The sequence below is a fragment of the bacterium genome (assembly GCA_029210965.1).
GTDB lineage: Bacteria > BMS3Abin14 > BMS3Abin14 > BMS3Abin14 > BMS3Abin14 > JALHUC01.
This window is the reverse complement of record JARGFZ010000013.1, coordinates 26,176-40,019: the sequence shown is the minus strand read 5'-3', so window position 1 is coordinate 40,019 and position 13,844 is coordinate 26,176. Positions and strand designations below refer to the sequence as shown.

Genomic DNA, 13,844 nt, shown 5'->3' with positions numbered 1-13,844 from the left:
AATGACACTTTTCCCTTTCCGTGGAGCAAAAAGACCCGCCTGGACTTTTTGCGACCCTATTATAGTCAACCATGAGACAAAAGGAATATGCCATGTCATTGCTCAGGAGTAACGTTGGCAGAAAGGTGCTGATGGCGGTGAGCGGGTTTTTCCTGCTCGGCTTCGTAATCGTTCATCTCGTCGGGAATTCCACGATCTTCGTGGGTTCGGGCTGGATAAACGCGTATGCGCAGCATCTCCACGACCTGGGTCCCTTCGTGTGGGTTTTCAGGGCGTTCATGTTGCTCATGATCAGCGTCCACATCCTCTTTGGCGTCATCCTGACCCTGGAGAACTGGGGCGCTAATCCGGGGAAATACGCCGTGTCCAAAAAGCTCAAGATCACCTTCGCCAGCAAGACCATGATCTGGACCGGGCTTTTGCTGCTTTCCTTTATCGTGGGTCATCTGCTTCAATTTACCGTTCGCATTACTCCCGATATCGTTCTTGCTACTGATGAAGTGGGGCGCTTTGACGTCTTCACCATGGTGGTCAGCAGTCTGCGCATAACGGCGGTGTCCGCGCTGTACATTTTTTCCATGGTTGTCCTTTTCCTTCACACGAGCCACGGTATCCAGAGCTTTTTCCAGACTCTGGGGATAAACAACGATAGGACATTGCCGAAGTTCAACCTGATGGGAAAATTCATCGCGGGTGTATTCCTTCTTGGTTTCGGGGCGATCCCGTTCCTCATCCTAACCGGCATCCTGGCCAAATAGGGGGCATGATTGTGATACTCGACGGAAAAAGTCCAACCGGACCCATTGAAAACACCTGGGACAAGCACCGTTTCGACATGAAGCTGGTTAACCCCTCCAACAAGCGCAAATATAAGGTACTGGTCGTCGGTACCGGCCTTGCCGGGGCTTCGGCTGCCGCCAGCCTCGGGGAGTTGGGGTACAACGTGGAGACGTTCTGCTACCAGGATTCGCCCCGCCGGGCCCATTCCATCGCAGCCCAGGGTGGGATCAACGCCGCCAAGAACTATCCCAACGACGGCGACAGCATCCGGAGGCTTTTTTACGATACGGTTAAGGGCGGCGATTTCAGGGCCCGTGAGGCCGACGTGTGGCGTCTTGCGCAGGTGAGCAACAACATCATCGACCAGTGCGCGGCCCAGGGTGTGCCCTTCGCCCGGGACTACGGCGGGTACCTGGATAACCGATCTTTCGGCGGCGCCCAGGTTTCTCGAACCTTTTACGCCCGCGGTCTTACGGGACAGCAGCTTCTCCTCGGTGCCTACTCGGCCCTTTCTCGACAGATCAAGCTGGGGACGGTCAAGCTTTACCCCCGCACCGAGATGCTCGACCTTATCCTCGTGGATGGGGAAGCCAAGGGGATCACCATCCGTGACCTTGTAACAGGTAAGATACGCACCCATGTGGGGGACGCCGTGGTTCTTTGTACAGGCGGATACATCAACGTGTACAACCTGTCTACCAACGCCAGGGGCTGCAGTGCCACCGCAATCTGGAAAGCATGCAAAAAAGGCGCTTACATGGCCAACCCCTGTTACACACAGATCCACCCCACCTGTATTCCCCAGGCAGGGGATTACCAGTCCAAGCTGACCCTCATGTCAGAGTCCCTCCGCAACGACGGCCGGATATGGGTCCCCAGGAAACAGAATGAAACCCGTTCGGCCAACGAGATCCCTGAGGAAGACCGCGATTATTATCTTGAGAGGAAATACCCCTCTTTCGGTAACCTCGCTCCCCGTGATATCTCTTCCAGGGCCGCCAAGGAGCAGTGCGATGATGGGCGGGGCGTGGGGCCTGGAGGGCGCGGGGTCTACCTCGACTTCAGAGACTCAATCAAACGTCTGAGCGAGGATGTGATCCGTGAACGGTACGGCAATCTTTTCGAAATGTACGAGAGGATCACCGACGAGGACGGCTATAAAGTACCCATGCGCATTTACCCGGCTCCCCACTATGCTATGGGCGGTCTGTGGGTGGACTACAACTGCATGAGCAACCTTCCCGGGCTGTTCGTTCTGGGCGAGGCCAACTTCTCTGTCCACGGAGCCAACCGGCTCGGGGCCAGCGCCCTGATGCAGGGGCTTGCCGACGGCTATTTCGTCATTCCCTACACCATCGCTGACTACCTGGCCCAGACGACACCCGGCATGCTCAAAGAGGATGCTGCCGAGTGCAAGGCATCCATGGACGAGGTCGGGGGTAGTGTGGAAAAGCTCCTGTCAATAGGCGGAAAAAGGACACCGGCAGAGTTCATGCGGGAACTTGGTGCCATCATGTGGGAATACGCGGGAATGGCGCGCAGCGCTGAGAGCCTCGGCCAGGCCATCGAAAAGATCCCGGTTCTGCGCGAGGAGTTCTGGGAGGACCTCAAGGTTTCCGGGACCGGTTCTGAATTGAACCAGCAATTGGAAAACGCCGGCCGGGTCGCTGATTTTCTTGAGTTCGGCGAGATGCTATGTCGCGATGCGCTGAACCGCGATGAATCGTGCGGGGCTCACTTCAGAGTCGAGCACCAGACGGGGGAAGGGGAGGCCGAGCGTGACGACGAGAACTTCAGCTACTCGGCGGCATGGGAGTATAAGGGTAACAGCAATGAACCCGAACTCCACAAGGAGCCTCTCACGTTCGAAAATATTCACTACGCAGTAAGGAGTTACAAATAATGAGCCCATCCAATAATGATCACAGGACGATGACCCTGAAGTTGATCGTCTGGCGCCAGAAGGGGCCCAACGAGCCGGGCCGCTTTGAGACCTACCTTGCCAGGGAGATCACCGAACACCATTCTTTCCTGGAGATGCTCGATGTTGTGAACGAGGACCTTATCAAGGAGGGGAAGGAGCCTATCGTATACGACCACGACTGCAGGGAGGGTATTTGCGGAACCTGCTCCCAGGTCATCAACGGACTTCCCCATGGCGGACAGACACGGACCACCGTGTGCCAACTGCACATGCGCAAGTTCAAGGATGGGGACACCATTTATATAGAGCCGTGGCGGGCCAAAGCCTTCCCCATCCTCAAGGACCTCGTGGTGGACCGGGGCGCCCTGGACAAGATCATCCAGGCTGGCGGTTATACCTCAGTGCGCACCGGGGCTGCGGCTGACGGTAATTCCATCCTCATTTCCAAGGAAAAGGCCGATTATGCCATGGATGCTGCCGAGTGTATTGGATGCGGCGCATGTGTTGCCGCCTGCCCCAACGGGGCAGCCATGCTCTTTACGGGGGCCAAGGTGTCCCAGTTGGCCGAACTGCCCCAGGGCAAGGTTGAGGCAGTTGAGCGTGTGAACAGCATGCTTGGGGCCATGCAGGAGTGCGGTTTCGGCAACTGCACAAACCACTACGAGTGCCAGGCGGCGTGCCCGAAAGGGATCGACGTGAAGTTTATCGCCAGGCTGAACAGGGAGTATTTGAAGGCGTTGGTGTTTTAAGGTCCGTGATTTGAGATTCGTGACTCGTGATTGGAAAAAACGTGGATCAATAAGCTGTTAACCCTTGTATGAATTCGAATTTTGTGGCACTCTAACTGTTCTGATTACAGATTGATACAAGATGATTTCGAGTTTCAAAAAGCGCACTGAATTTTTTTTCTAATCACTTATTACGAATCACGATTCACGGATTTAGAGGGAGGTAACAACAATGAGCAAATCAGAAAAAAACCTTGCCGAAGCTTTTGCCGGGGAATCCCAGGCTAACAGGAAGTATCTGGCTTTTGCGAAGAAGGCAGATGAAGAGGGACTCACCCAGGTAGCGCGTTTGTTTCGTGCCGCCGCGGCTGCCGAAACTGTCCACGCCCATGCGCACCTGAGGGTTTTGAAAGGCGTCGGAGGAACGGCAGACAATCTGAAGGAAGCCATCGGCGGGGAAACTCATGAGTTTACCAGCATGTATCCCCAGATGATCGCGGATGCCAAGGAAGAGGATAACAAGGCCGCCTTGATGAGTTTCATGTACGCCAACGCAGTGGAAAAGATCCACGCAGAGCTCTACCAGAAGGCACTCGATGCCATGGTAGAACTTGTAGAGACCACCTATTTTGTCTGTGATGTTTGCGGCAATACTGTGGAAGGTGAGGCACCGGACAGGTGTCCCATCTGTGGGATGAGCAAGGATCATTTCATGAAGATCGACTGAGAAAAGTACAAACGAAACGAAAAGAGCCCGGCCAAAAGCCGGGCTCTTTTCGTTTGTACTTTTCAGGGCGAAGGGCGGAGGGCGAAGGGCGCAGAAAAAACCAGACCCCAGACCCTAGAGCCAGTTGCCTCTTTCCACTCTCCTATTATGTTTCTTCATAAGCCCGATGAGGTAAACGATCTCCGCTTCCTCAAGAATACCTATCTCCTGGAAGAACTCTCCGATGGGCCGCTGGAGCCACTTCTGGAAACCGATAACAGCGGTGCGCTGGAAGGGGGAGAGGTATCCAAGGCGAATGGCTGCTTCCCCGAGTTTCTCTCCCGATTTTCTGGAGGCCATGATCTCTCTCACCTGGATTTCAGATAGGTAGTCCCACATTCCCGCTATTTTTCCGAAGGTGGGTCTTTGCTGACGCTGCCAGGTGATAGCTGACACAAGAGTGTTGAAGGTGACCAGCCCCGCATAATAAAGGAACTGACCTAAAAGCAGCTTTGATCGGGGGATGTTCGCTTCCCAGTAGTGTTCGCCCGGTGCTTTGGTCCATCCCGTGTTGGTCTTGTCCGTTTTTCTGAAATGCCGTGAGGTCTCGAAGGAAGGGCCCAGCAGTTCCCGGAGCTGTTCATAGGCTGTCTGGATATCCTTGAACAACTCACTGAGTTCATCGCTGCTTTTACCGATGATCTTAGCCCTGTCGGGGTGAAGCTCCATGGCGCGCTTTCGAAACGCGGTCTTGAGCCCCTCGGGATCAAGGGTTCTGAGCATATCCGGTCTGGCCGTTATCTGGTCTCCGTAGAGGAGGCGCAGGGCGGAAGCGATCTCGGGGCTCATGGGATATCAATCTCCTCTGGCAGCATGACGCCGATTCCAATAAAAGGCAGGCCAAAAGTGTCGACCGTAACTTGACACTAACGATATTCTGGGGAAATTTGTCACTTTTGTCAAGACAGGAGTTTGGGACGGATCTCATATCTCAAATCTCAAATCTCAGAGGAGTTATATGGCATCTGGTGGTGGTTTTGAGTCTTGTTCTGAGATCTGAAATCTGAATTCTGAGATGCCCGCTGGCTGACTAGTATCATTCAGATACATACGATATATTGTGGCAATGGAATCCAGTAAACTTCTATATATTTCCGACCAACTGAGTAAAAGCCTGAGAAAGCTATCTTTCAGCCAGCCAGTTGGGTTTGTTTACGATCCCACCGAGTATGCCCGTGGACTGCTGTCCCTATATTTTGATCAGTTCGGTCAATCTCCAAAGAGGGTAGTTCTCGTAGGAATGAACCCGGGCCCCTGGGGGATGCTGCAGACAGGGGTTCCCTTTGGAGATGTGAGTGTCGTACGCGACTGGATGGGGATCCAGGGCCACATTGGTCAGCCGAAACGCCTTCACACCAAAAGGCCCATCGACGGGTTTGCCAGCACCAGGAGTGAAGTGAGCGGATCAAGGCTATGGGGATGGGCAAGGGATCGGTTCGGACCGGCCGAAGAGTTCTTCAAGGATTTCTTTGTTGTTAACTACTGTCCTTTGGCTATTTTTGACGAAACAGGCAAAAATATTACACCGGATAAGTTGAGAGCCGAGGATAAAGTCCGATTGTTTCGACTTTGCGACGGAGCGATGAAGAGCACAGTTGAACTTTTGACTCCTGAATGGGTCATCGGGATCGGCAAGTTCGCCTACGATCGATCTGTTGCGGCCCTGGAGGGGATGGATGTCCAAATTGGGAGGATTACGCACCCGAGCCCTGCGAATCCGGCCGCTAATAAAGGTTGGGCGGAGATTGTTGAGCGGGAGCTGGCGGAGATCGGCATTGAATTCCCGCTCAACGTTTCGGGGTAACGGGGTATCGGGGTGTCGGGGAAACGTAGAGAAACCATCTGACACGGGGACACGGCGATACGGGGAAAAGGGAGCATGGGTGCTTGGGAGCATGGGGGAGGGGGGAGAAAACGACTGACCGACTGAGCGACTTGGCGAAAGAACAAGTTTGAAGTTTGATGACTTCGCAAAAAGTCATCAATGCGCCCCGCGCGGGGCGCCCAAATCAATGACTCACTCCGTAAGTCATTGATTTGTAAGGAAAGGGAAAACGACGCTTTTGCCTTTCCGAGGAGCAAAAAGCCGATTACGGACTTTTTGCGACCCTGTCAAGTTTGATGTTTGAGGTTTGAAGTTCGAACCTGAAGAAAAACCTCGGACGCAGGAACATGGAGATATAATGTCGGTGAAATATATGGAACCTGGAACGTGGAATTTGGAACCTGAGCGAAAACGATGAAGGGAATGATCGTTTTCGCGAGTAAATACGGTTCCACGGCCGAGTATGCCTCCCTTATGGCACAAAAGCTCGGTACAGAGGCTCTGAGGGCGTCTGAAGCATCATCTGATGCGGTTTCGAGGGCGGATTTCATCGTTTTGGGTAGTCCGATATACGCATATTCGGTTCTTCCGGAGATGGAGGCGTTTCTTGACAAGTACCAGGATCTCCTGGCTGGTAAGCCTTTTGCCGCCTTTGTGGTGTGCGGAGACACCCTTTGGAATCCCAAGGCAGGGGAGGGGGGGAATAAGAACCTTGAAAAACTCACCCGTTTCCTGCCCTCGGAGCCCTTCGCGGTAGCCGTCCTGGGCGGTCGCATGCTCATGGAGGAACTGGACGACGAGGACGAATCCAGGATCCTGGCGTTCTATGAGAAGATAGGGAGGGAAACGACGGGATTCGATAGAATGGAAATGGGAAGCGTCGATCCGTTCATTGACCGGATCGAGGAGTTTGTAGTGTCTGGTGTCTAGGGTCTAAGGTCTGGAAAAACTTGAATTCAGGAGCCAGAATTCAGAATCCAGTAGGAAAACCAGAACGAGTATTTTGTACACCTTAATAGATTGTCATTGCGAGGCTGCGGCCCGGGCCGAAGCAATCCCGGTTCCAACTGTTCTGAGAATATGGATTTCTGAGAGAACCTGTGAAAATACCTGGATGGATAAAGGGATTACTCTTAATTGTTCAATTAATCGGCTGCGCTTACCTCTATTTTGTCGGTTCCCTGGCCATTGTCAACGGCCAATGGGAGTTAAATATCTTTCAATTGGATGTCTGGGGTGAGTGGCTCATAGTAACAGGCGGCCTCCTTTTTTTTTACACGGTCTGGCTAATAGGTGGAAAGAAGCCATAATATTTAGCGTTCAAGATAAGAGTGCTCATACATGATTCGGTAGGGGAGACGATTCCAGCAATATCAAACATCAAACATCAAACCTCAAACTTCAAACACATGTTTTTCGAATTACGGATCACCCTCCTTCGCGTAAGGCTTCCGTCTTCGTTCTTCGAACTTCGCCGTGACAAGTCGGCGTGGCAAGCGAGTTACGAATCACGGCTTTTCCACGGAAATATCATTGACAGAACTGCTATCGGCAGATATATGTATACTGTATATTGTATACTTTTTAAGCCCCTGTTTAATATAAACAAATACTGGGACGCCTGGGTCAGGCTCTCGTCCCATAGTGAAGGCCAGCCATGTTGAAGACATGGTGAGCTGGAAATTTCACGAGGCGTCATTTTGAGCTCTCAGCACAGCTCACAGCTGCTGCCAAAAATGTATTGATCAATATCCAGGAGGAAAAACATGACAACAAAAACACCTAAGATCAGCTGGACCTTAACTGATGAGGCCCCCATGCTGGCAACCTTCTCCCTGCTCCCCATCATCCGGGCTTTCGCAAAGGAATCCGGGATCGAGGTGGAGCTGAGGGATATCTCCGTGGCGGGCCGGATCATCGCCAACTTTCCGGAGAACCTGACCGAGGATCAGAAGATCCCCGACGAGTTGACGGCCCTGGGGAAGCTGGCCCTGACCAAAGACGCCAACATCGTCAAGCTTCCCAACATCAGCGCCTCTATCCCCCAGCTCACGGCGGCGATCAAGGAACTCCAGGAGCAGGGCTATAACGTTCCCGACTATCCGGAAGAGCCGAAAAACGAGGCCGAGAGGAAGATCCAGGAGCGTTACGCCGTCGTACTCGGGAGCGCGGTCAACCCGGTGCTGCGCCAGGGCAACTCGGACCGCCGTCTGGCTGAAGCCGTGAAGCAGGCTACCCGCAGGCACCCACACCGGATGCATGAATGGAAGCCCGACTCCAAGACCCACGTGTCCACCATGAAATCAGGGGACTTCTATTCCAACGAGAAATCCACGACCATGTCCGGGGACACCACCGCCAAGATCGAATTCGTGGACGACAAGGGTAAGGTGAAGGTCCTGAAGGAAGGCCTGCCCCTTAAAGCCGGCGAGGTTGTGGACGCCACCTTCATGAGCAAAAAGGCCCTTGTGAAGTTTTTCGAAGAGCAGATCGAGGATGCAAAGAAAAGAGATGTGCTTTTCTCCCTGCACCTGAAGGCAACCATGATGAAGATCTCCGACCCCATTATCTTCGGGCACTGCGTCAAGGTTTTTTACAGAGAGGTCCTGGAAAAACACGCCAAAGCCCTCGAGGAGATCGGGTTTGACCCCAACAACGGCATCGGGGACCTGTACGCCAGGCTGGATAAGCTGCCCGAGAGCAAGAGGGGCGAGATCGAGGCGGACATCCAGGCGGTCTACGTCAAGCGCCCGCGTCTTGCGATGGTGGACTCGGATCGGGGGATCACCAACCTCCACGTACCCAGCGATATCATCATCGATGCTTCCATGCCCCCCATGATCCGCGATGGCGGGAAGATGTGGGGTCCCGACGGCAAACCCTACGATGCCAAGGCATCCATCCCTGACCACAGCTATGCGGGACTCTACCAAGAGGCAATTGAGAACTGCAGGAAACACGGCGCCCTTGATCCCTCCACCATAGGAAGCGTACCCAACGTCGGTCTCATGGCGCAAAAGGCTGAGGAATACGGCTCCCACGACAAAACGTTCCAGGCTCCAGGCAAGGGGACGATGCGCATTGTCGATGCCGCGGGCAGGACCATTCTGGAAAGCCAGGTTGAGGAAGGGGACGTCTGGCGGGCACCGACCGTCAAGGATGAGGCCATTCGCGACTGGGTCAAGCTTGCTGTGACCAGGGCTCGGGCCACCGGATGGCCGGCGGTGTTCTGGCTCGACAAGAACAGGCCTCACGATGCCCAACTCATCAAGAAGGTCGATCTTTATTTGAAGGACCACGACACCAAGGGACTGGAGTTTTACACCATGGGCGTCGCAGAGGCTACGCGGTTCTCCTTCGAGCGGATGCGGGAGGGAAAGAACACCATTTCCGTTACAGGGAATATCCTTCGAGACTACAACACGGACCTGTTCCCCATCCTGGAGGCCAATACCAGCGCCAAGATGCTTTCCGTCGTGCCCCTGCTCAACGGAGGCGGCCTCTTCGAGACCGGGGCCGGGGGCTCGGCACCCAAACACGTTCAGCAGTTCGTCAAGGAGGGGTATCTGCGCTGGGATTCCATCGGGGAGCTTCTCGCCTTGGCCGAATCTCTCAGGCACCTGGGCGAGGTCATGAACAACGAAAAGGCCATCGAACTGGCTCAGTCGGTGGAGGCCGCCAACGCCAAGTGGCTTGAAAATAATCGGACACCTGCCAGGAAACTCGGCGAGATAGACAACCGCGGAGGCCACTTCTACTTCGCTCTCTACTGGGCTCAGGCCGTCGCCAAGCAGGCCAAAAACACGAAGCTCCAGGCGCGCTTTGCAAAGCTGGCGAAGGAGCTCGAGGCCAACGAGGAGAAGATCAACGCCGAGTTCATCGGCGCCCAGGGTGATCCCCAGGACATAGGCGGCTACTACCACCCCGATCTGGAGAAGGCAGAAAAGGCCATGCGCCCCAGCGCCACTTTCAACTCTATCCTTGATGGCTTCGCGGCGGGGAATTAGGTGCAGGAGACTGATTGGAACCGCTTGACACGAAGACACGGGGACACGGAGAAAGATCTTTCCTCACCGCGTCTCCGCGTCTTCGCGTCCTGTTTATCCGCTTCTTAAGATCATAGCGGCCAACCTGCTGCTCCTGTCCTTCTTCCTGCCCATGTCAAGCTGCTCTTACACTGTGCCCATTGACAGGGATGCGGCCGATCCAAACACAGAGACCAGAACCTCTATTATGTACGCCAGGGAATACGTGGATCTGGACGAGATCGGCGGCTGGCTGAACATCCTGGCCTTTCCCGCTTTTTTTGCTCCAGTGGCGGTTTTCAGACAGAAAATATTCCTTCCTGCTTACCAATTCCAAAGTACTTCTGGCCGCATTTAGCGCGGCCGTTGTCTACACCTGGGCTGATATCGGCAAACCCTTCATAGGGGCATACGTGGGGGGAGGGGCGGCCATAGCTCTCTTTGCGGTTTACACCAACGAATTGATACAATATTTTTGGATGAGGAGGCGCAAAGAGAGCTGAAACGGGGAAATCACGCCTTTGGCGTGGCAAGTTTGGAATCGGCGAAACGGGGAAAGATCAAGAGCCGGGTATCCAGTACGATTACAACAACATCAAACTTCAAACTTCAGACATCAAACTTGATAGAGTCGCAAAAAGTCCAATCCGGGACTTTTCGCTCCACGGAAAGGGAAAAGCATCGTTTTCCCTTTCCTTACAAATCAATGACTTACGGAGTGAGTCATTGATTTGAGCGCCCCGCGCGGGGCGCATTGATGACTTTTTGCGAAGTCATCAAACTTAAAAATTCCGGTTCACGAATCACGCTTCAATAATCCTCAATCCTCAATCACTCCTCGTACCCCAACCAATTAAACTCCCCCTCAGATTAAGCCTTAGTAATCAAGTCTCAACTTGCTTTTCCTGCGCTCTTCGCCCTGCGACCTGCGTACTGTCAATTGAGCCCGATGCGCTCAATTGACATCCCTCTCCCTTCTCCCATCCGGTCCCTGCCTCACATACCGTATGGTCCTCTCAGGCGGTTCCGTAGCCTCACCCAGGAGATAGATGACCACAGACATGATCAGAGAGAAGAGTACTGCCCACCAGAAGCCGTCAACGATAAACCCCTGAACGATGGCCGCCGCCAGCAGGACCATGAGTGCATTAAGCACAAAGGTGAAGAGGCCCAGGGTAAGGATGGTCAGGGGAAAGGTAAAGATAAACAAAACAGGCCGCAGGACCCCGTTTACGAAGCCAAGGATGGCAGCCGTGACCAGGGCTGCGAAGACCCCGTTGAGGTGAACCCCAGGCAGGATCCAGGCGGTGATGCCAATGGCCAGAGCGTAAAGGAACCAGTTGGTTAAGAATCGCATATCGTACCTCTTTCACAAATATATTAACAAATTAAGCAACTTGAAAGTGAAAGCTAACGTTATACTTTAATATCCAGCACCCAGTACCCAGTACTCAAACCTCAAACCTCAAAACCGCCTTTACCTTAACACTCTGCACTCTAGACTATTTAATGTATCCCCATTCTTTTAACTTTGAGTAGGCGTACTGGGCCTTTTCCCCCTTGTTCACCGCCTTGAGGTATGAATTGTACCTGTTGGCAGCTTCCTCCTGCTTTTCCATGCCCTCCGCTGACAGCCCGATATAAAAGACAGTGTTGGGGTTGCCCGGGAGCTTCTTTTTGTAGGCCAGGAACCTTTCGTGGGCAGAGTCGTACCTTTTGAGGAGAAGTTCGGACATCCCGAGTAGGTGCAGCGCCTGGGGTTCTCCGGGGTAGACCTCAGTCCCATCTTCAGCGTAACGTTGGGCAAGTGAATAGTCCTTGAGAGCTAACTGACACTTGGCCATCATCAGAAATGCAGCGTAGTCCCCAGGGGCTTTTCTCAGGGCATCCCCGTAGTGGTCCTTCGCTTTACTGAACATTCCTCCTTTCATGAGTTGATCACCCATCTCCATCTGCTCTATTGCGGGGGCAATAGCCCTTAGTGAGGCAGTATTGTCCATATACCGTTCCCGGTACAGGGGAAGATTCATCCTTGAAGAATCCATAGTTCCAATGGTTTTCAGGGATTGATCATAACGTTCCTGACTCATGGGGTGGGTTGCGAACATGAGCTCGATGGCGCTGGGTTTTTGATTGTTGAGGCTTCTTAGCATGTCCATGAGGTCAAGATGACCCTGGGGGCTGTACCCGGCCTTGACCATGTACTTGAGGGCCAGGGCGTCCGCCTCCCGTTCGTTCTCCCTGCTGTAGCTGGCAAGAAGAGCACCCGCTGCGATCTGTCCCAGACCACCAGCTAACTGCTCAGCCCCTGATCCCAGATCTGCGGCTGCTGAAGATAGACCTGCAATGGCGAGAGAGGTCAAAACCCCCTTGCTCATGGCCTGAGCCGTGTGTCGAGAGTTGACGTGTCCCAATTCGTGACCGATGAGGGCAGCCAGGGCCGCTTCGCTATTGAGTTCCAGGAGGATACCGCGGGTGATCCCGATGCTGCCTGCTGGAAAGGTGTAGGCGTTGACGTAGGCGGCGTTAAGTGGGATGTAGCGATAGGGAAGGTCCGGGCGGTGGGTGACGGCGCCAACGGAGCTTCCGACACCGCTGATATAGGTTGAAAGTTTTTTATCCTGGATAGGCCCATAATCCGCGGAGAACTGGTGGGGACTGTTCACACGGTCTATCTGCTTCTCCTCACCCTCGGACACCAGCATGAGCTGCTGTTTCCCTGTAACGGGGTTTACGGCACAACCTAAGATCAGACTTCCGGTCGAGATGCCGGCAAGAGCGAGGAAGCGTCTACGGGAAAGGGGGATGTCAAAAAGATTCATTGTTTGGTCCTAGTCCTTGGTAGTAGTCCCAGCATCAGAATAAGGAATAGGGGATGAGGGAGTACGAATAATTCACCATTTTTCCTCCGTCATCCTTTTTCCTTCATCATTCCTATTATAACCAAGTCAGCGTCCAGGTCTAGGTCCAGGACTAGCACATTAAATTTTGCTCATAAAATTCTATGTGTTGTTTTTGCAACACTTTTGTCTTGTTTCCTCAGGCTTGATGTTTTAATCTTGATGGACTCTCGAAAAGTCCATCAAACAGGTCCGCCACTGGCGGGACTGATGGGGGATCATGCCTAAGGCGTGATCCCCTGGGAAGCGCGAAGAGGCTTTTTGCGAGGTAGTTAACGTTGGAGTGACGCGGAACTATCCTATGAAAAAACATTTCATTCAAATCCTGTCGATCAGCATCCTGATCCTGTCATTCGCTTCGGACGTAAACGCGGCCGAAGTAAAGCCCCATATCAGCGACCTTAAGTTGCATCAGGGAGAGGATAATATCCTGCTTTCTGCTCAGTTGGTGACCGAGCTGGGTGAAGAGATGCGAGAGGCTCTGCGCGGAGGTGTTCCACTGACCTTAAGCTACCGGATCCGTCTGACCACGAAGGGATCTCTTCTGGGAGTGAAGACAGTCAGGAATAGAGAGATCATCCACACTCTTGAGTTCGATCCAGTCAAACAGCTCTACCTGTTCAAGGGTGAGGGGGATGGGTATGGGCGGGAACCTCTCGTGAAGACGACCAAAGACCAGGAAGAAGCGCTGGGGTGGCTGACGGGCATTGTCGACTGGCGCCTTTATCCCCTTAAAAAACTGGAAAGGAACCGTCGTTACCGTGTGAGGGTGATGGCGACTCTTCGTTCAGCGGAGCTGCCTTCCGTTCTGGGATATCTGTTCTTTTTTACCACCATATTCAACCAGGAAACCTCCTGGGTTTATTTGGATTTTACCTTCTGAGGAGATGACTTCA

At 53.4% G+C, this 13,844-nt stretch carries 12 protein-coding genes; 9 read left to right on the top strand and 3 right to left on the bottom strand.

Features of this window, described 5'->3' with window-relative positions:
• Window positions 1-92 precede the first annotated feature (92 nt).
• The 4 genes from P1S59_07175 to P1S59_07160 all read left to right on the top strand — a co-directional run bounded on the left by P1S59_07175 (window position 93) and on the right by P1S59_07160 (window position 4,159).
• A complete protein-coding gene (locus P1S59_07175) occupies window positions 93-758 on the top strand; it encodes a succinate dehydrogenase cytochrome b subunit (GenBank protein ID MDF1526033.1) in 666 nt (221 codons plus the stop codon).
• An 11-nt stretch (window positions 759-769) separates the two neighbouring features.
• Window positions 770-2,683 (top strand): fumarate reductase/succinate dehydrogenase flavoprotein subunit, encoded by a 1,914-nt coding sequence (locus tag P1S59_07170; protein ID MDF1526032.1) that lies wholly within the window; start codon window positions 770-772, stop codon window positions 2,681-2,683.
• Window positions 2,683-3,453 (top strand): succinate dehydrogenase/fumarate reductase iron-sulfur subunit, encoded by a 771-nt coding sequence (locus P1S59_07165; GenBank protein ID MDF1526031.1) that lies wholly within the window; start codon window positions 2,683-2,685, stop codon window positions 3,451-3,453. The genes P1S59_07170 and P1S59_07165 overlap by 1 nt, the downstream gene beginning before the upstream one ends.
• A gap of 211 nt (window positions 3,454-3,664) precedes the next feature.
• The gene (locus tag P1S59_07160; protein ID MDF1526030.1) at window positions 3,665-4,159 is read left to right on the top strand and encodes a rubrerythrin family protein; all 495 of its coding nucleotides are present in this window, start codon (window positions 3,665-3,667) and stop codon (window positions 4,157-4,159) included.
• Between the two features lie 114 nt (window positions 4,160-4,273).
• On the opposite strand, the gene P1S59_07155 is transcribed toward P1S59_07160, so the two are convergent.
• Window positions 4,274-4,987 (bottom strand): J domain-containing protein, encoded by a 714-nt coding sequence (locus P1S59_07155; GenBank protein MDF1526029.1) that lies wholly within the window; start codon window positions 4,985-4,987, stop codon window positions 4,274-4,276.
• A gap of 277 nt (window positions 4,988-5,264) precedes the next feature.
• On the opposite strand from P1S59_07155, the gene P1S59_07150 reads away from it, so the two are divergent.
• From P1S59_07150 to P1S59_07135, 4 genes are all read left to right on the top strand, one after another.
• Complete coding sequence (locus tag P1S59_07150) at window positions 5,265-6,002, top strand: single-stranded DNA-binding protein (protein MDF1526028.1); 738 nt, start codon at window positions 5,265-5,267, stop codon at window positions 6,000-6,002.
• A 435-nt stretch (window positions 6,003-6,437) separates the two neighbouring features.
• Window positions 6,438-6,953: a flavodoxin domain-containing protein gene (locus P1S59_07145; GenBank protein ID MDF1526027.1), complete on the top strand. Its 516-nt coding sequence runs from the start codon at window positions 6,438-6,440 to the stop codon at window positions 6,951-6,953.
• Between the two features lie 836 nt (window positions 6,954-7,789).
• Window positions 7,790-10,030 carry an NADP-dependent isocitrate dehydrogenase gene (locus P1S59_07140; GenBank protein MDF1526026.1) on the top strand — a complete coding sequence of 747 codons (2,241 nt, stop codon included), beginning with the start codon at window positions 7,790-7,792 and terminating at the stop codon, window positions 10,028-10,030.
• A 172-nt stretch (window positions 10,031-10,202) separates the two neighbouring features.
• The gene (locus tag P1S59_07135) at window positions 10,203-10,406 is read left to right on the top strand and encodes a hypothetical protein (protein MDF1526025.1); all 204 of its coding nucleotides are present in this window, start codon (window positions 10,203-10,205) and stop codon (window positions 10,404-10,406) included.
• 597 nt (window positions 10,407-11,003) lie between these two features.
• Here P1S59_07135 and P1S59_07130 read toward each other — a convergent pair.
• Both P1S59_07130 and P1S59_07125 read right to left on the bottom strand, forming a co-directional pair.
• Window positions 11,004-11,405: a phage holin family protein gene (locus P1S59_07130; protein MDF1526024.1), complete on the bottom strand. Its 402-nt coding sequence runs from the start codon at window positions 11,403-11,405 to the stop codon at window positions 11,004-11,006.
• A gap of 145 nt (window positions 11,406-11,550) precedes the next feature.
• Complete coding sequence (locus tag P1S59_07125; GenBank protein ID MDF1526023.1) at window positions 11,551-12,870, bottom strand: M48 family metalloprotease; 1,320 nt, start codon at window positions 12,868-12,870, stop codon at window positions 11,551-11,553.
• Window positions 12,871-13,249: 379 nt separating this feature from the next.
• Here P1S59_07125 and P1S59_07120 point away from each other — a divergent pair, with 379 nt between their 5' ends.
• A complete protein-coding gene (locus P1S59_07120) occupies window positions 13,250-13,831 on the top strand; it encodes a DUF4390 domain-containing protein (GenBank protein ID MDF1526022.1) in 582 nt (193 codons plus the stop codon).
• Window positions 13,832-13,844: the final 13 nt, after the last annotated feature.